The following is a 17,578-nucleotide window of genomic DNA, read 5'->3' as shown; positions in this document are numbered from 1 at the left end:
ACAAAATTACACATGATACTTTCATTAAAAAATAGCTATATCTAAGGCTTTTTTTCTTTTTCCTCCTCCAACATTTTCTTTATTGTTTGATTTGATAGAGCTTGACTTAATATTTTATAAAACTCTTTGACTGGATTAACTCCATAGATTTTATTGTAATTCACTAAAATTGATTTTATTTCCGTTATAGCGATAAACCCAGCAATAACTTTTAAAAAAGGTGCCTCACTCACAATATATTTCTCTAAAAAAAAAGCAGCTATAATAATCAAATTATAAATAAAAAGTTTAGAAATAGTATTTGATAAATGACCACTATTGAAAGACTTATTTAACTTAAAAGAAGCATAGGTTGCGGTTATAAAATTAACTAAAATTAAAAATACAACAGTAATTAATACGCCTTCTAATGGAGTCAACAAAGCTATCATTCCATAAAAAACAGCTGTTACTTTATCCATTTTTTCTTAATTTTCGATAAGCTATAATTCTTTTTTTTGGAAAAGCTTTTATACTTACGCTTTTACCTTCGTTCACACCTAAAAGGTACACGTAACGTTTAGATTCCTTAACCAGAAAACCAACATGCCCTTTCCAACTATCAGGTGACTCTCTCCATAGAACTACCACATCTCCCTGTTTAGGTATCGTAGGAGATACACCTACGGCTAGCCAGCTTCTGGCTGTCAGATAATTTGATTTTTCATACCCTGCTTGGTATGCCACCCAACTTATAAAAACACTACACCAAGATGTTTCTTCTTTTAGTCTAGAGGTATCAAAACCAAGAGAAGTAAAATAATTAATTATTTGAGGGTGATCCTTTGAGCCTTTTACTTCTTTTAGCCCATATTGAGATAACGCTATAGATATTAACATATTCATACAAATGTTTGATTTAAATCGTTAGCAGATAAAAACCAAAAATCTAAGACTTCTTTTTTTCTCTTTTAAAGCTATAAAAATTTAGTTTCTGCCCCACATTAAAAAGATTAATAAACTTTTTGAAAGCGCAACAAAAATAAAACATTTTACAAAAAAATCAAGAAGTATTTTTTTTATTTTGTAATAAGTTTAATAATGATTGGAGAAAAAATATAGATATTGTAATAACACATAAAAAACTTTCAAATGGTTTTTATTGAATATGGATTTTAATCAAACCACACAAAAATATTTTGACAGAGCTTTCTTGAGTATACTTTTTATTAATTAAAGAATTTAATTAATTTCTAAAATTATTCAAACAATGTAGTTTAAATTCAACACTCTAAACTGGAAATCAACACTTTTACTTACTAAAGACAGTTTAATCAAAATAGAGTCTTCTTTAACTCCTATAACAAAAGCCCAAATAAAGGTAAGTTTTAAGAGTACTTTGATACAATTTTACTATGTTAAAAACCACACAAATGTTTGATTCTCTATTTTTTTGTATATTAGCAACGTAAATTTAAAGCAAATATAAAAACATTTTACACTAAAAACAAACATATGTTTTACAATCGCTTTAAAATATTAAATATCCTAAGTGGAAAACAAAATGGAAATTTCAAAAAAAATAGTGGCGATTAGAGATGCTTTTAATCTTAATAATTTTTCATTTTCTAAAAGAATTGGAGTTACAGGAACAACTATTGATAGTATTATAAATGGTAGGCCACAGCCTGATGGTAGCAGAAAAAGAACAAAGCCAGGTTACGATGTTTTAACTGCCATAATCAATGAATTCAATATTAATCCTGATTATTTATTCGGAAAAAGTGACAATATGTTGTATTCGAAAGCAACTAAAAACTCAATGTACTCTGAAATACCACAAGTTGTATCTGTAAATTCATCAGGAAATGAAAATATAGTATATGTTCCTTTACAGGCGAGAGCTGGTTACCTAAATGGTTACGGAGATGCTAATTACATTGAACAATTATCTTCATTTAGCATTCCTTTACTAAACAACGGAACCTATAGATGCTTTGAAGTTCAGGGAAACTCAATGGTAGGTACTTTTTTCGATGGAGATCTAGTTTTTGGTAAGTATGTAGAGAGTCTCAACGATGTTAAAAATGGTCGAGTTTATGTTATTGTTAGTAAAAATGATGGTATTGTCTTAAAACGGGTTATTAATAGAATCAATGAAAGAGGGAAGCTCATCTTAAAAAGCGATAACAAAACAGGTAATTACCCAACATATACAATTAATGCTGATGAAATTATGGAACTATGGTATGTTACCATGTTTGCCTCAAAACAAATGCCCGAACCCGTAGATGTTTACGACAGATTACATGATTTGGAAAGTAAAGTTATTGAACTGGAGCAACAAATAAGTAAAAAAACCTCTAGCTAATAGTGAACAGATTATTTTTTTTATTTGTTATTTTTCTTTGTTTTAAAATTTCAGCTCAATCCAATTGGAATATTTATAAACGACTATCTTGTTCAAAAAAAGTTTGGGTAATATCGCACCCCTTTAAAGCAAAAAAAGCACTTCAAATTTCGAAAGAAGCGAAAAGAGTTGCAGATTCGATGAAACTATCACCTCTGCTAGACAAAGATCCTTCTGGAGGCCAAGTAGATGCTTTTAGACATGCTTACTGGATGGCAAGACTAAAAGAAGAAATTGGTGAAAACGCCGCTAGATCATTAGGAAAAGCACATGAAAAAGAAAATTATTGGACTTTTAAAAAACAAAAACTTGAAGACGGTATTGTGCCTGATGAAGTATCTAGTATTATGGATTTATTTAATAACGAAGTTGGGTTACAACTTTCTTTGACGGGAAAGAAAAAATCCAAACGAGGATTAATTTATAAAGTTATTAACGCTATTCGTCAAGGAAGACTCAAGGTTATCAAAAAAGACAAGAATGGAAACTTTTTAACCTGCTCAGGTAACAAAATTAAACCAAAATTACTTCTAGGTAAGTGGAAAAACAACAAATGCTTAGTTTCTTCAAAAAAAAGATAATCAAATGATTGATGTGTTTTTTATTTCAGGTACCATGTGCACTAAAGATTTATGGCAATACATATTCCCTTATCTAAAAAACATAAATCCGATTCATATTGACATTACTTCTGCATCTTCTTTTGATGAGATTAATAATATTATTCTTGAAAGTATTAGCTATCCTGCTATACTAGTTGGATTTTCATTAGGTGGTTTTTCTGCAATGAATTTCACCAGTCAATATCCAGAGAAAGTTGACAAATTAATTGCCATTGCTACTAACTCTAAAGGACTAAACCCAATCGAAATAAAACTAAGAAAAAGTACCATTGAGTTTTTAAAAAAAAATAATTACGGAGGAATTTCTCAAACTAGAATACAACAATTTTTACACCCTAAAAATCATGATAATCAAGACATTATAGCTGTTATTAAAAAAATGGATGCTAATTTAGGGAAAGACGTACTTATAAAACAATTAAAAGCGACTTCTGAAAGAACTGATATTACCCATCAATTAAAGAGTTACAAAAAACAAATATTATTGATATCAGCAGAAAACGATATACTAATTAATCCCGCTGAAATAAAACAGCTTTCAAAAGAAATGTCTAGTTCGACTCATGTAAATTTAAAACAATGTGGCCACATGATTCCATTGGAAAAGCCAAAAGAATTGGTGTATTTACTTCACTTATTTATAGATTCATAGTTTTTTGAGAAAACCTTATCTTTGCACTAGACGAAATACTCTTTTAAACTTTTATTTCTTTATGACTGTCTTATGGAGTTAAATACATTTTTTAATACTTTAAGCGAAGCCATTGAGGTTTCTCTTTCTTACTTGACCAGTCCTAATAGAAGAACTTACTTTGTTTACTTGCTATCTTCATTTATATTAGCTTATTATGTGTATTACAAATCGAAAAATAAAGGGGATTTTCTAAAGTTTTTATTCCCTAAAAATATTTGGCTGGGCAAATCTGCTTTTGTTGATTATGCTATGGTTATGTTTAATAGCGTATTTAAAGTACTATTCATAGGACCTTATCTTATCCTAGGGTTATATATTGCCTTTTACACGAACGAATTTCTATTAGAAAAATTTGGGTATGCTACTTTTAATCTAAACAAAACCGAAACCATTATTTATTATACAATTACCTTAACTATTGTTGGCGATTTCTTTACTTATTTAACTCATCTTTTAATGCATAAGGTTCCTTTTTTATGGGAATTTCATAAAGTTCATCATTCAGCCACAGAACTGAATCCTTTTACCCAGTATAGAATTCATCCAATTGAATTGCTAATCAATAACGCAAAGAGCCTCCTGGTTTTCGGAGTTCTTACGGGGATTTTCGATTACCTATCCAACCACCAAATTAACAAACTCGTATTTTTAGGAGTCAATGTTTTTGGCTTCTTGTTTATGTTTTTAGGAGCAAATTTAAGACATTCACACATTAAACTTACGTATCCTAGTTTTATAGAGAAACTATTAATAAGTCCTTTTCAACATCAAATTCACCATAGTAACTCACCAGAACATTTCGATAAAAACATGGGGTCAAAGCTCGCTATTTGGGATTGGATGTTTGGGACACTAATTTTATCCAAATCGACAAAAAAAATTGAATTTGGAATTGAAGATAAACACAATGAATTTACTTCTTTTTTGGGAAATATAGTTTCACCTTTCATAAACATTTTCAATTCGATAAAAAAATATTTGCTTTTTTTAAGTAGTCACTAGAGACCAAAATCAACACGTAAAATTTATTTTTCAAAAATTGAAAATTAATTTACAACAGTGATTTACAAACACAAAAACCTTATTTAAACCAATTCTAAATATTAAACAAAACAAATCCGAAAGTTTGTGCAAGTAATGCATAGCCCTTAAATTTGTAGCTATTATTTAAACAACATATAAAATAATGAGCGGATTATTAAAATCTTCCATAGGAAGAAAAATAGCCATGGCACTTTCGGCTTTTTTCTTAATGTTTTTTTTGCTACAGCATTTTGCAATCAACATAACTTCAATATTTCCCAATAACGGAGAAACATTTAATAAATTGTCTCATTTCATGGGAACGAACCCAGTAGTTCAGTATGCCTTACAGCCAGTATTAATTATTGGCGTGGTTTTTCACTTTGTTATGGGTTTTATTCTAGAATTGAAAAACACAAATTCTAGAGAGGTTAAATATGCAAAAAACAATGGAGCCGCGAATTCTTCTTGGATGAGTAGAAACATGATATTTAGTGGTCTCACCATACTTGCTTTTATTGTTTTACACTTTATAGATTTCTGGATTCCAGAAATAAACACAAAATTCATAAAAGGAGATTGGTCAGGGCTTCATAATGGTGAATTGAGATACTTTCATGAATTGCAACATAAATTTGTAAACCCACTAAGAGTAGGGGCTTACATTATAGCATTTGTTTTTTTAGCTCTTCATTTATTACATGGTTTTAATTCTGCTTTTCAATCAGTAGGTTTGAATAATAAATACACAAGAGGGTTAAAAACATTTGGTAAGATTTATGCTATTGGAATTCCTGTTGGATTTATAATTATCGCATTATTTCATCACTTAGTTCATTAATAAAACCACTTAAAATATGGCAATTTTAGATTCAAAAGTACCAAAAGGTCCATTAAAAGATAAGTGGACTACCTATAAAGATAAAATAAACCTAGTTAACCCTGCAAACAAACGTTTGATTGATGTAATTGTTGTTGGTACAGGATTAGCTGGCGGCTCTGCTTCTGCTACTTTAGCAGAACTTGGATACAATGTAAAAGCATTTGCGTATCAAGACTCTCCTCGTAGAGCACACTCTATTGCTGCTCAAGGAGGAATTAATGCAGCAAAAAATTATCAAGGAGATGGCGATTCAAAATATCGTCTGTTTTATGATACAGTAAAAGGAGGAGACTATCGTTCTCGAGAAGCTAACGTATATCGTCTAGCAGAAGTATCTGCAAATATTATTGACCAATGTGTTGCTCAAGGGGTACCTTTTGCTCGTGATTACGGAGGTCTTTTAGATAACCGTTCGTTTGGAGGTGTATTAGTATCTCGTACTTTCTATGCAAAGGGTCAAACAGGGCAACAATTATTATTAGGAGCTTACTCTGCTATGAACCGTCAAATTGCACGCGGTAAAATTGAAATGTTCAATCGTCACGAAATGTTAGACGTTGTTATTGTCGATGGAAAAGCAAGAGGTATTATTGCTCGTAATATGGTAACTGGTGAAATAGAGCGTCACTCAGCACATGCCGTAGTTATTGCCTCAGGAGGATACGGAAATGTATATTTCTTATCAACAAATGCAATGGGATCAAATGCTACTGCCGCATGGAAAATTCATAAAAAAGGAGCTTTCTTCGCAAATCCTTGTTTTACTCAAATTCACCCAACATGTATTCCTCGTTCAGGTGATTATCAATCAAAACTTACGTTAATGTCTGAATCATTGCGTAATGATGGTCGAATTTGGGTTCCAAAAAAAATGGAAGATGTTTTAGCGATTAGAGAAGGTAAATTAAAGCCAACTGAAATTACTGAAGAAAATAGAGATTACTACTTAGAGCGTCGTTATCCAGCTTTCGGTAATCTGGTACCCCGTGATGTTGCATCACGTGCCGCAAAAGAGCGATGTGACGCAGGGTATGGAGTAAATGCTACGGGAGAGGCTGTTTATCTAGATTTTAAATCAGCTATTGAGCGTTATGGCAAAGAACAAGCAAAATTAAAAGGGAACGACAATCCAACACATGCTGAAATTTTAGCAGAAGGAGAAAAAGTTGTTGAAAATAAATATGGGAATTTATTCCAAATGTATGAGAAGATTGTAGATCAAAATCCATACAAAACTCCAATGATGATTTATCCTGCAGTTCACTATACTATGGGAGGAATTTGGGTAGATTACAATTTAATGACCACTATTGAAGGGTGTTACGCTATTGGAGAAGCGAATTTCTCTGATCATGGGGCTAATCGTTTAGGAGCTTCTGCACTAATGCAAGGTTTATCTGATGGATATTTTGTTCTTCCTTACACTATTGGAGATTACCTAGCAAATGATATTAGAACTGGAAAAATTTCAACAGACACTCCTGAATTTGAAAAAGCAGAAAAAGAAGTAAAAGATCGTATTAATTTCTTTATAAATAATAAAGGAACCAACTCTGTAGACTATTATCACAAAAAACTTGGAAACATTATGTGGAATAAATGTGGTATGTCAAGAAATGAGCAAGGTTTAAAAGAAGCTATTAATGAAATCAAAGCCCTACGTGATGATTTCTGGAAGAATGTTACCGTTCCTGGAGGAGCAAATGAGATGAATCCTGAACTTGAAAAGGCGGGACGTGTTGCTGATTTTTTAGAATTGGGTGAGTTATTTGCAAAGGATGCCCTTAATAGAACTGAGTCATGTGGAGGACACTTTAGAGAAGAATCTGTTGAATTAGATGGACCTCAAAAAGGAGAGGCAAAACGAGATGATGAGAACTTTACTTACGTATCAGCATGGGAATATAAAGGAGAACCAGCCGATGCGGTGCTTCATAAAGAAAATTTAGAATTTAACGATATTGAATTAAAACAACGTTCATATAAATAAAAAGGATTATGAATTTAACACTTAAAATTTGGCGTCAAAAAAGCGCAAGTGATAAAGGAAAAATGGTCGAGTATAAAGTGACTAATATTTCTGAACATATGTCCTTCTTAGAAATGATGGATGTATTAAACGAACAATTAATTGCTAGCGGAGACGAGCCAGTAGCTTTTGATCACGATTGTCGTGAGGGAATTTGTGGTATGTGTTCAATGTACATCAATGGTGAAGCTCACGGACCTGATAGAGGTATTACAACCTGTCAATTGCATATGCGTATGTTCAAAGATGGAGATACCATTTTCATAGAACCATGGAGAGCTAAGGCATTTCCAGTCGTTAGAGACCTAGTAGTGGATCGTTCCGCTTTTGACAGAATACAGCATGCTGGAGGATATGTTTCTGTTAATACTTCTGGTAATACACAAGATGCAAATGCCATCCCTATTAACAAGGATAATGCTGATAAAGCATTCGATGCTGCTACCTGTATTGGTTGTGGTGCTTGTGTTGCAACCTGTAAAAACTCTTCAGCAATGTTATTTGTTGGTGCAAAGGTCTCACAATATGCATTACTTCCTCAAGGGCAAGTTGAAGCTAAAGACCGCGTTAAAAATATGGTGGCCCAAATGGATTTAGAAGGGTTTGGAAACTGTACTAATACTGGAGCATGCGAAGTTGAATGCCCTAAAGGAATTTCTTTAGAAAACATTGCTCGTATGAACTCAGAGTTTCTTAAATCAGCACTTAAAAAATAAAATTTTATAAAAAACTCGTTTGTAAATTGTTCATATTCAAACGAGTTTTTTATTGAATTTTTTTAAGCAGTTAAAAAATAAAATTCTTTTTAGCGACTTAATTTATTTAACTTTAATATAAACACTTCATACGTATTCCACTGAAATAATACTAAACCTCGATCATTATTACTTATATTACCTGGATACAAGCAGATTATTTCAACTTAGTTATTTTATAATTATGATTATTTTAATTAAAAAATAGTTTCTTTTATTTATAGACCACGCCATCTTTCATTACAAAACTAACTTTTTCCATAGTTTCAATATTCTTCAAAGGGTTTTGATCTACCGCAATAATGTCAGCATAAAATCCTTTTTTAATTTGACCTATATTATTTTCCATTTTCAATATTTTGGCATTTGTTACAGTAGCTGACTGTATGGTTTTCATAGCAGGCATTCCTGCTTCAACCATGTATTTAAATTCCTTACCATTATTACCATGTTTAAATACGCCAGCATCTGTACCAAATGCAATTCCTACACCTTTTTTATATGCCGTGGCAAAAGTTCCTTGAATTTGCGGCCCAACGGCTAAAGCTTTTGGAACAACAATTGCAGGATAAAAACCTTTAATTTTTGCCTTCTCTTCAACCTCTTTTCCTGCGGTAATTGTAGGAACTAAATAAACATTGTGCTTTTTCATTAATTCCATGGTTTCTTCACTCATATAAGTTCCATGTTCTATTGTCTTAACACCACCTAAAATAGCTCTTTTCATACCTTCATCACCATGTGCATGTGCTGCAACATGCATTCCATAATCTCTAGCCATATCACAAATTGCTTTTACTTCTTCAATAGTAAACTGTGGATTGTCTCCGCTTTTAGCTACACTCAAAACACCTCCTGTAGCAGTAATTTTAATACAATCTGCGCCATTTTTATAGCGTTGTCTAACTGCTTTTTTTGCATCCTCTACACTATTTACAACCCCTTCCTTTGGACCTGGATTTCCTATGAGTCCCCTACTGCTACCGTTCGTAGGATCGGCATGTCCTCCTGTTGTTGCTAAAGATTTTCCGGCAGTAAACACTCTTGGTCCAAGGATTTTACCTGCATTAATAGCATTTCTAATGGAAATATTGACACCAGTACCTCCTAAATCTCTTACCGTAGTAAAACCATTTAGTAATGTCGATTTCGCAAACCCAACAGAATTAAAAGCAATATCTGCCTCATTCAAGATATAGCGTTTTAAGCGTGATTTTGGACCAAATTCTTTTTCTATATGAACATGCATATCAATAAGTCCAGGCATAACGTATTTCTCCTTTAAATCAACTATTTTATCAGATTCATTCTTAGGTTTTACAAAGCCATTTAAAACATTTTCGATTCGATTCGACGTAATAATAACTGTTTTATCTTTTTCAATAATTCCTTTTTTAGTGTTAATGAGTTTTCCACAGTATATATAAGTACTTTGACCTACTAGTAAAACCGTGTTTAATAAAAAGATAAATAATATGAATATTCTTTTCATTTCTTTTAGTTATTTCAATTAAAAACAACGCTCATATACAATGAATGCATATGAGAAATTATTTAATTAAGTAAAGATTATATTAATTTATAAATCTAAATATAATACTATTAAAATAAAAGTTGTTGTTAGAAACAAACTAGAAAATAGAAAACCTTGATTCAGTAGTAAATTTTTCAAGAAACCGTATTCCTTTAAATGAATTACCTTTTTTATTCAATTTGGGGCTCCAAACAGAAATTACATATTCACCTGGGTGTATAGCAACAATTCCTCCTCCTACACCACTTTTTCCGGGAAGACCAACTTTAAAAGCAAACTCACCAGATTCGTCATAAAAACCACAAGTTTGCATCAAAGCATTAATTCTTTTGGATTGACTCTTGGTGAGTATTTGTGTATTATTATATGGATTTATTCCCTGATTGGCAAGAAATGAAAAGGAAGTCGATAATTCCTCGCAATTCATTTCAAGTGAACAGATATCAAAATAAAAATCTAATACATCCTCTGGATTATTTTTTATATTTCCAAAAGACTTTATAAAATTACATAAAGCAATATTTCTATAACCTACTTCTTTTTCTGAAGCCGCAATTTTTTCAGAATAGTTTATTGTTTTTTTGCCAGAAAGAGCCTGTACAAAATCTAAAAAACTTTTTCTGTATTCTGGTAGATTACTAATTAAAATATCAGTGATCACAATTGCTCCAGCGTTTATAAAAGGATTTCTTGGGATTCCACGATCAGTTTCTAATTGCGTTAGTGAATTATAGCTTGTGCCTGATGGCTCTACTCCTAATCTTTCCCATATAAGCTCGCCTTTTATACTATAGGCCAAAGAAAGAGAAAGAACCTTAGCAATACTTTGTATTGAAAATTTATCTTGATAATCTCCAACACCTAAGTTATCTCCTTTGTTTGAAGAAAAATAAACTCCAAAACTATTAGAATCAACTTTTAATAATTCAGGAATATACGAGGCTATTTTTCCTATATTATCTATTTGCTTTATTTCTTCATAAATCTCTTTTATTATGGTATCGAAACTCATTTTTTTATCTTATCATGTATTTTTGTTGGAATATTTTGATTCCAAACAGTTAAAATATCTGTAGCAACACTAGCTCCGCTACCCGCAGCAATTGCAAATTGGCTTCTCCATCCAGCAAGAGTTCCACAAACATATAAACCCTCTTTAATTAAGTGGTTAAAGTTTCTCAACTGAATCCTATCTTTTACTGCATTTGCTCTAGAATGCCTTTCTATGTATTGTTCAAGTCCGGCTATATCAAAAGGTTTAGCATAATTTAAAGCTAGTACTACCACTTTAGTAGTATAGGTTCTTTTGTTCGATACAACTTTATAACCAACACCAACATCAAGTACAGCAGTGACTTTTTCGTTTGAAATTTGAACTACCTCTGGATACTGGGTTTCTAAATGTATCATTCCTTTATTAAGAATATCTTTACCTTGTGTTCCTATTGGAAGCCCGAGAACATTATTAAACAAAGCTTCTTGTAAATGTGATGCTTTCTGGTGAATAATGATTCCTACTTTTTTTCCTTTAGCATACTCTTTTTCTAAGGCTGAGCCTAAAACAAGACCACACTGCATACCAGCAACCCCGCCCCCTATAATTAAAACATCAAAATCCATAGTCTAAGCTAAAAGTATTTTGATATTGGCTGCGAAAAGTTTCACTGATATAGCTAATAAAATAACTCCAAATACCTTCCTAATAATTTTAATTCCATTGGCTCCTATTAACTTCTCTATTCTCGCAGATGTTTTCAAAACAATATAAATAAAGAGAACATTAAAAAGAACCGCAACTAAAATATTTTCCCAGGCATACTCTGCTCTTAATGAAAGTAATGTAGTTAAACTACCTGGACCTGCTATTAATGGAAAAGCTATTGGGAATACAGTTGCATTAAGTGCTTCCTCTTCATCTTCTTTATATAATGTTATACCTAAAATCATTTCTAAAGCAATAAAAAATAAAATAAATGCACCAGCTACAGCAAAAGAATTGACATCAATTCCAATAAACCCAAGTAATCTTTGCCCGGCAAATAAAAATACTATCATAATTAAGCCTGCAATTATTGATGCTTTTTCAGACTGAATATGACCGACTTTTTTCCTAAGGTCAATGATGATTGGAACATTACCTACAATATCAATTACTGCAAATAAAACCATAAATGCAGTAAAAATTTCTTTTAAAATAAAATTCATGATCTTTTGTTTTTCGACTACAAAATTAGATAAGTATTCTAACAAACTACTATTTTTGTAAAAATTTTACATAAACCTAACATACTTTTTTTTAAATAGAATCTCTTTGTTCATAAAAACCATTCTATTAAAAGTATTTTAGTAATTCGATATATATGTTTCAGTTAGGAAAAACCATAGTCTCAGAAGATCTTTTAGAAAAAGAATTTGTTTGTAATCTATCTGCCTGTAAAGGAATATGTTGCATTGAAGGAGATGCTGGAGCTCCTTTATCGATAGAAGAAACAAAAACTTTAGATGAAATTTATCCGAAAGTCAAACCTTTTCTAAGACAAGAAGGGGTCGAGGCTATTGAGAAGCAAGGAAAATGGATTTCAAATGATTTTAATGAACTAGAAACACCGCTTATAAATGGTGCAGAATGTGCATATGTTACATTTGATGATAAAGGTACTGCCTTGTGCGGAATAGAAGAAGCATATAACCAAAATATAATAAATTGGAAGAAACCTGTTTCTTGTCACCTATACCCTGTAAGAATTCAAGAATATAGTGAATTCTCAGCAGTAAATTATCACCATTGGGAAATATGTTCCGATGCATGTTCACTTGGCAAAGAACTTAAAGTCCCTGTATACAAATTCCTAAAGGAAGCTTTAACCAGAAGGTTTGGACAAGACTGGTACGATGAATTAGTAAAAATTGCCGAACAAAGAATAAAATAAATTTTATTCAACAGCATTAACTATTTTACAATAATTCTCCTTGATCTCTTTCTATTTTTTGAATCAATAATATTCACAAAGTAAATACCTGAACTTAAACTAGTGTTTATATCAATCTTTTTATCTATTGTAAAGTCGAGTTGCTTGTTATAAACTTTTTGTCCCTTTAGACTGTATATTTGTAATTCAACATCTTTCAATTTTTCGTCACCATAGATAATAAAATTACCATCTGAAATGGTTGGAAAAATAGTAAAATCTTCCATTTGATTATCAACATCTTTAATTGAAGCAGTTTCACCTGTAAATTTTCCAGAAAAAATCCCTCTTCCATAGGTTGCTGCGAAAACGGTATTATCATCTCTCAAATCAAGATCTAAAACAGGAACATTGCTCATACCATTATAGGATTGAAACCATTCTGGAGAAATAGCCATGAAATTTGAAGTTTTCCAAACTCCAATATCAGTTCCAATAATGACCTCTTCTCTATTTAGGGGATTTTGTAGAATAGTTTTAACGGGAATATCTGGAAAATTTCCTTCTTTAGCGGACCAAGAAATACCACCATCATCAGAATACCAAATATTTTGAACACCATAATTATGCATTGTTACAAAAATTTCATTTTCATCTCTCCCAAACTCAATATCAGAAATAGAACCAACAAAATCGCTCCCTGTTATTTCTGACCATTGTGCTACAGTATCGGCGTCACTGACAACAAGTAGCTTTCCATTTTTCAAACCTAAATACAACTTGCTCGATTGAGATGTGTAGGGCGATACTTTTATTACTGAAGGACTAGCATTCATAATAGGATCAGTTAGTATTGTTTTTAATACATCTCCTTTTAAATCGCTATATCTCCTTAATCTGTAAATATTTCCAACTGAATAGTTTGTATATAAAATGTTTAAATTTGAATCTAAATCTGCTTGGTTTATAAAATCTCCATTTGATTCTTCCTCTGAGTTTATTAATTTAGGAGACCCTGTATCATAGTTAAAAAAACCAATTGACGAATTAAAAACGTAATTAGTTACAAAGTATCTATCTGTCCCATCTAAATCAAAAAAACTAGCTGCCCCATCTCCTCCTGAAACACTAATTGAACTGTTAATTCCATCATTTGCGTTTGCTATTAGCTGAGTACCATTATCTTGAGCTCCTGCTAAAAAATACTCATCCCCTTCAAAAGCAGTCGTCGGTGCCACTCCAATAGTATAAAATTGGAGAGTATTAAAGTTATTATTTCTTGCTTGAATATTAGTCCCTGAATTAGAAGAATAATAAACTCCTCCATCATTACTAAAAAGTATCTTTTGCGAGGAGGCAAAAGCAATACCATGTTGATCCGCATGAACTTCTTGAAAATTAAAACCACCATACCAATGTGTTAGTTGACTCCATGAATTTCCTCCATCTAGTGATTTAAATAAATCAATACCACCTATATAGACAATATCATCATTATTTGGATCTACCTTAATGATCAAATTATAAAACGCTTGCCCCCTTGTAAAGTCATTTGCTGGTATATCAGTATCTGCATCATTTGGTAATGACACTGAATTTACTGTTGAAAACCCATCTGTAGTTTTATAAATTTTAACAGGATCTTCACTTGTCTGAACCAAAATATACCCTACATTTTCGTTGAATGATGATAGCGATATCTCTGTTCTTAAACCACCTGAAATTGTGTGTTTCAACACAAAATTGTTGCCATCAAAAGAATGAAAAATACAACCTCCTCCATCTTGATAAGTTCTTGAGTTAATAGTACTCAGGTATATTGAATTATTGGCAGCAATTTCTATATTATTTGGTTCATATTTATTTCCATTACTAGTGCTGGGTAAATTGATTTGGGTAAAATTACTTCCATCTGTTGACTTATACACACCAAAAGAATCCCCTCCAATAATCGCAACACTAGAAGAACTAAAGTATCCCGATTCTCCAGCAGCCACGTAAACCTCTGACTGACCATTAATATTTCTTACAGCTATATCATTTATATGGTGAATACCTGGTACTAACCTAACTCCAATTCCCTCACTTTTTTCCATAGTTATATTTACAGTTGAACCTAAAGAACTAATTAATGAGTTACCATCTTCCAATGAAATCATAAGTGCAGGGATCGTTATAGAAGAATCATCCCCACTCATAGCGATCGGATCTCCTGAAATATTATTAACCATGATCACTGCAATAGCCCCAGAATTCTGCGCTTTTACCACCTTATCATCAAAGTTACATGAACCTCTTTTTATGACGGCTATTTTTCCATTAATGTCCCCCGCATTTAAAATGTTTTCACATGCATCATCGGTTGGAGCTTCACCATCATCCACAAGAACCAAATCACCTGTAATTGAATCATTTAACTCACCTCCAAAAGTTGCTATTACTGCTGTATACCTTCCTGATATAAAAGTAGGAGTGTTAACAACCAAAGATGTTCCTGTATCTAAAAAGGAATTACCTGTACTACCTCCAAAAATATGTGTCCAAGTGCTTCCTCCATCTGTAGACTTCCAAACACCATTACCATTAACATCTCCATCAACATATGATTCTCCAGTTCCTACATAAAAAATCTTTGAATTATTTGGGTCAACTGCAATACATGAAACGGCTAGGTTCTCCGGAATTCCTATTCTTTCCCATTTTGAATTCGAATCTGAAATATTTGTATTTTTCCATAGTCCCCCACTAACCCCTCCAGCAAATACAGTCTCTTTTGTTGGATCATTTGGATCAAAAATGATAGCTCTAGTTCTTCCTCCAACATTATCTGGCCCTCTTTCAATCCACGGAGTATTTTCCCCTCCTGGACTATCAATATTTACTTCTTTTTTAATTCTCCTGTCTTTTTCTAACATTTTTTGAACTTTAAAAATATTTTCTTTGTGAACGAACCCATCAACAGGATTAATTTCAGATAAATATTTGTATTCGAAATAAGGATTTGGTGGAAGTCCCCTAGATATTCTCTCTTCTTTAGTTAATTTTATTAACTTCTGAAATTCATGGTTTTTTAAAAATTCAGTATGTTTTGTTCTTAATATGTCAACTGATGTACTTTCTCTGACTAGGAGAAACGGTGAAGTCATAAGAATTAAAGATCCTGTTATTAAGTATAATATTTGTTTTTTTTTCATGCTATCTAGTTTTTTATAAAAGGTAATTAACTTAACAAAAAATTAGATTAAAACATTAAAAAAACCATGGAAGGGTTTTTAGTGAAGTTGAATTACACTACATCGCCTCTAAGCTTTTTATGCAAACGAATTGCATACCCATCTGACAGTCCAGCCACATAACTACAAACTTGCATAATTCTGTCATATAAATATTCTTTTTCATGCTGATATTCTTCTGGTAAAAGATTCAAAACTAAACGATCGTAATTAGTTGAATTTTCATAAAATTTATTATTAAGTGCAGTGATAAATACGTCAAGAATATCAGCGATTATCCTATAACCTGCTACTTCTTTCTCTATTACCTCATTACTCTTATATATTTTTTCAATACTCTTGTTAATAATATCATTAATTTGAGCTTCATACTTACACTTATCCATCAACCCCTTTTCGAATGTTCCATTTAAAATTGCTTCTTCATTATCTAAAAAAATAGTTACTGCCTCATCAATTAAAGACCCTATTGCTAAAGCTCTCAAATAACCTGTTCTATCTTTTTTATGTTCTAATGCGTAATATTTTTCCCTATTAATATGCTTAGTTAACTTGGACATGTACTCTAATGCATAAGCCTCTTCAATAAGTCCTAGATTAATTCCGTCTTCAAAATCAATAATCGTATAACAAATATCGTCGGCAGCTTCAACCAAATATGCAAGAGGATGTCGAAAGTAAGAAATTCCTTCACTCCCTTTCTTCTTAAGCCCAAGGTTTTCCGCAAGATCCAAAAAAGCTTTTTTTTCAGATTGAAAAAAACCATATTTTTTATCAACTATATGCGTAGTAGGTTTTTTCGGTAAGCTTTCTTTAGGGTATTTTATAAAAGCTCCTAATGTTGCATAAGATAACCTTAAACCTCCTTCACTCCCTTTTCTTTTTTCAGTCAAAATTTTAAGCCCATTAGCATTTCCCTCAAAATCAATTAAATCTTGATACTCCAGTCTATTCAATTGATTTTTAAATTTTACTCCATTTCCTGTTTTAAAATACTCTCCAATTGCTTTTTCACCAGAATGGCCAAAAGGAGGATTTCCTATATCATGCATTACAGCTGCAGCTGCTACAATAGCCCCAAAATCATTGAACGTATAACCTAATCTAACTAAATTAGGATGTCTTTTTAACAACTCTTTACCAACTCTTCTTCCAAGGGTTCTCCCAACAACAGATACCTCAAGACTATGAGTCAACCTTGTATGAACAAAATCAGTCTTTGACAAAGGAATAACCTGTGTTTTATCTTGTAAGCTTCTAAAAGCAGAGGAAAATATGATTCTATCAAAATCAACTTCAAAACCAAGTCTCGTTTCATCTTGTTCTGCTCTTAGTCTTTTTTGAGTATCTCCAAATCTTTTTAATGATAATAATTGCTCCCAGTTCATTTTAAAACTTTTTTACAAAAATATTTATTCTTTTTATAAGAACCTCTTTTATGGACTGTTTTCCTATGAAGTAAAATTATTACTTTAAAATTGACTGCCTTTGTATGATACAGGTTTT

At 31.8% G+C, this 17,578-nt stretch carries 16 protein-coding genes; 8 read left to right on the top strand and 8 right to left on the bottom strand.

The features are described 5' to 3' along the window. Positions 1–41: 41 nt before the first annotated feature. On the bottom strand, positions 42–461 hold the full coding sequence (locus tag ACSIGE_RS09615; protein ID WP_440879660.1) for a phage holin family protein: 420 nt from the start codon (positions 459–461) through the stop codon (positions 42–44). After that, on the bottom strand, positions 454–885 hold the full coding sequence (locus tag ACSIGE_RS09610) for a TIGR02594 family protein (protein WP_440879659.1): 432 nt from the start codon (positions 883–885) through the stop codon (positions 454–456). The genes ACSIGE_RS09615 and ACSIGE_RS09610 overlap by 8 nt, the downstream gene beginning before the upstream one ends. 658 nt (positions 886–1,543) lie before the next feature. On the opposite strand from ACSIGE_RS09610, the gene ACSIGE_RS09605 reads away from it, so the two are divergent. From ACSIGE_RS09605 to ACSIGE_RS09575, 7 genes are all read left to right on the top strand, one after another. Beyond that, positions 1,544–2,350, top strand: coding sequence for an XRE family transcriptional regulator (locus tag ACSIGE_RS09605; protein ID WP_440879658.1), 807 nt, complete (start codon positions 1,544–1,546; stop codon positions 2,348–2,350). Positions 2,351–2,352: 2 nt separating this feature from the next. Next, the gene (locus tag ACSIGE_RS09600; protein ID WP_440879657.1) at positions 2,353–2,970 is read left to right on the top strand and encodes a DUF6973 domain-containing protein; all 618 of its coding nucleotides are present in this window, start codon (positions 2,353–2,355) and stop codon (positions 2,968–2,970) included. Positions 2,971–2,974: 4 nt separating this feature from the next. Continuing rightward, on the top strand, positions 2,975–3,664 hold the full coding sequence (locus ACSIGE_RS09595; protein WP_440879656.1) for an alpha/beta fold hydrolase: 690 nt from the start codon (positions 2,975–2,977) through the stop codon (positions 3,662–3,664). A gap of 72 nt (positions 3,665–3,736) precedes the next feature. Beyond that, on the top strand, positions 3,737–4,708 hold the full coding sequence (locus ACSIGE_RS09590) for a sterol desaturase family protein (RefSeq protein WP_440879655.1): 972 nt from the start codon (positions 3,737–3,739) through the stop codon (positions 4,706–4,708). Between the two features lie 184 nt (positions 4,709–4,892). Further along, the gene (locus ACSIGE_RS09585; RefSeq protein WP_440879654.1) at positions 4,893–5,570 is read left to right on the top strand and encodes a succinate dehydrogenase cytochrome b subunit; all 678 of its coding nucleotides are present in this window, start codon (positions 4,893–4,895) and stop codon (positions 5,568–5,570) included. 16 nt (positions 5,571–5,586) lie between these two features. Beyond that, the gene (locus ACSIGE_RS09580) at positions 5,587–7,602 is read left to right on the top strand and encodes a fumarate reductase/succinate dehydrogenase flavoprotein subunit (RefSeq protein ID WP_440879653.1); all 2,016 of its coding nucleotides are present in this window, start codon (positions 5,587–5,589) and stop codon (positions 7,600–7,602) included. An 8-nt stretch (positions 7,603–7,610) separates the two neighbouring features. Next, positions 7,611–8,357, top strand: coding sequence for a succinate dehydrogenase/fumarate reductase iron-sulfur subunit (locus ACSIGE_RS09575; RefSeq protein WP_440879652.1), 747 nt, complete (start codon positions 7,611–7,613; stop codon positions 8,355–8,357). Positions 8,358–8,610: 253 nt separating this feature from the next. Here the strand turns inward: ACSIGE_RS09575 and ACSIGE_RS09570 are convergent, their stop codons facing one another. The 4 genes from ACSIGE_RS09570 to ACSIGE_RS09555 all read right to left on the bottom strand — a co-directional run bounded on the left by ACSIGE_RS09570 (position 8,611) and on the right by ACSIGE_RS09555 (position 12,135). Beyond that, positions 8,611–9,888 carry an amidohydrolase family protein gene (locus tag ACSIGE_RS09570; protein ID WP_440879651.1) on the bottom strand — a complete coding sequence of 426 codons (1,278 nt, stop codon included), beginning with the start codon at positions 9,886–9,888 and terminating at the stop codon, positions 8,611–8,613. A 139-nt stretch (positions 9,889–10,027) separates the two neighbouring features. Then, positions 10,028–10,942, bottom strand: coding sequence for a glutaminase (locus tag ACSIGE_RS09565; protein ID WP_440879650.1), 915 nt, complete (start codon positions 10,940–10,942; stop codon positions 10,028–10,030). Beyond that, positions 10,939–11,550 (bottom strand): NAD(P)/FAD-dependent oxidoreductase, encoded by a 612-nt coding sequence (locus ACSIGE_RS09560; protein ID WP_440879649.1) that lies wholly within the window; start codon positions 11,548–11,550, stop codon positions 10,939–10,941. Before ACSIGE_RS09560 ends, ACSIGE_RS09565 begins: the two co-directional genes overlap by 4 nt. A 3-nt stretch (positions 11,551–11,553) precedes the next feature. Further along, complete coding sequence (locus tag ACSIGE_RS09555) at positions 11,554–12,135, bottom strand: MarC family protein (protein WP_440879648.1); 582 nt, start codon at positions 12,133–12,135, stop codon at positions 11,554–11,556. A 155-nt stretch (positions 12,136–12,290) separates the two neighbouring features. Between ACSIGE_RS09555 and ACSIGE_RS09550 the strand changes: the two genes are divergently transcribed. Further along, complete coding sequence (locus tag ACSIGE_RS09550) at positions 12,291–12,860, top strand: DUF3109 family protein (protein ID WP_440879647.1); 570 nt, start codon at positions 12,291–12,293, stop codon at positions 12,858–12,860. A 20-nt stretch (positions 12,861–12,880) separates the two neighbouring features. On the opposite strand, the gene ACSIGE_RS09545 is transcribed toward ACSIGE_RS09550, so the two are convergent. Together ACSIGE_RS09545 and ACSIGE_RS09540 are read right to left on the bottom strand one after the other, a co-directional pair. After that, a complete protein-coding gene (locus ACSIGE_RS09545; protein ID WP_440879646.1) occupies positions 12,881–16,033 on the bottom strand; it encodes a PA domain-containing protein in 3,153 nt (1,050 codons plus the stop codon). Between the two features lie 92 nt (positions 16,034–16,125). Next, on the bottom strand, positions 16,126–17,460 hold the full coding sequence (locus tag ACSIGE_RS09540; protein ID WP_440879645.1) for a deoxyguanosinetriphosphate triphosphohydrolase: 1,335 nt from the start codon (positions 17,458–17,460) through the stop codon (positions 16,126–16,128). Positions 17,461–17,578 lie beyond the last annotated feature (118 nt).

The sequence above is a fragment of the Tenacibaculum profundi genome (assembly GCF_052050075.1).
Classification (GTDB): Bacteria; Bacteroidota; Bacteroidia; order Flavobacteriales; family Flavobacteriaceae; genus Polaribacter.
Note: the sequence above shows the minus strand (reverse complement) of the source record. Positions and strands in the feature narration are given on the sequence as shown.

What these genes read in the sequence shown, in the direction of transcription:
- ACSIGE_RS09550 (WP_440879647.1), top strand. Translation starts at nt 12,291, where the DNA reads ATGTTTCAGTTAGGAAAAACCATAGTCTCAGAAGATCTTTTAGAAAAA.
- ACSIGE_RS09540 (WP_440879645.1), bottom strand. Translation starts at nt 17,460, where the DNA reads ATGAACTGGGAGCAATTATTATCATTAAAAAGATTTGGAGATACTCAA.
- ACSIGE_RS09545 (WP_440879646.1), bottom strand. Translation starts at nt 16,033, where the DNA reads ATGAAAAAAAAACAAATATTATACTTAATAACAGGATCTTTAATTCTT.
- ACSIGE_RS09605 (WP_440879658.1), top strand. Translation starts at nt 1,544, where the DNA reads ATGGAAATTTCAAAAAAAATAGTGGCGATTAGAGATGCTTTTAATCTT.
- ACSIGE_RS09565 (WP_440879650.1), bottom strand. Translation starts at nt 10,942, where the DNA reads ATGAGTTTCGATACCATAATAAAAGAGATTTATGAAGAAATAAAGCAA.
- ACSIGE_RS09615 (WP_440879660.1), bottom strand. Translation starts at nt 461, where the DNA reads ATGGATAAAGTAACAGCTGTTTTTTATGGAATGATAGCTTTGTTGACT.
- ACSIGE_RS09575 (WP_440879652.1), top strand. Translation starts at nt 7,611, where the DNA reads ATGAATTTAACACTTAAAATTTGGCGTCAAAAAAGCGCAAGTGATAAA.
- ACSIGE_RS09560 (WP_440879649.1), bottom strand. Translation starts at nt 11,550, where the DNA reads ATGGATTTTGATGTTTTAATTATAGGGGGCGGGGTTGCTGGTATGCAG.
- ACSIGE_RS09555 (WP_440879648.1), bottom strand. Translation starts at nt 12,135, where the DNA reads ATGAATTTTATTTTAAAAGAAATTTTTACTGCATTTATGGTTTTATTT.
- ACSIGE_RS09570 (WP_440879651.1), bottom strand. Translation starts at nt 9,888, where the DNA reads ATGAAAAGAATATTCATATTATTTATCTTTTTATTAAACACGGTTTTA.
- ACSIGE_RS09585 (WP_440879654.1), top strand. Translation starts at nt 4,893, where the DNA reads ATGAGCGGATTATTAAAATCTTCCATAGGAAGAAAAATAGCCATGGCA.
- ACSIGE_RS09595 (WP_440879656.1), top strand. Translation starts at nt 2,975, where the DNA reads ATGATTGATGTGTTTTTTATTTCAGGTACCATGTGCACTAAAGATTTA.
- ACSIGE_RS09580 (WP_440879653.1), top strand. Translation starts at nt 5,587, where the DNA reads ATGGCAATTTTAGATTCAAAAGTACCAAAAGGTCCATTAAAAGATAAG.
- ACSIGE_RS09610 (WP_440879659.1), bottom strand. Translation starts at nt 885, where the DNA reads ATGAATATGTTAATATCTATAGCGTTATCTCAATATGGGCTAAAAGAA.
- ACSIGE_RS09590 (WP_440879655.1), top strand. Translation starts at nt 3,737, where the DNA reads ATGGAGTTAAATACATTTTTTAATACTTTAAGCGAAGCCATTGAGGTT.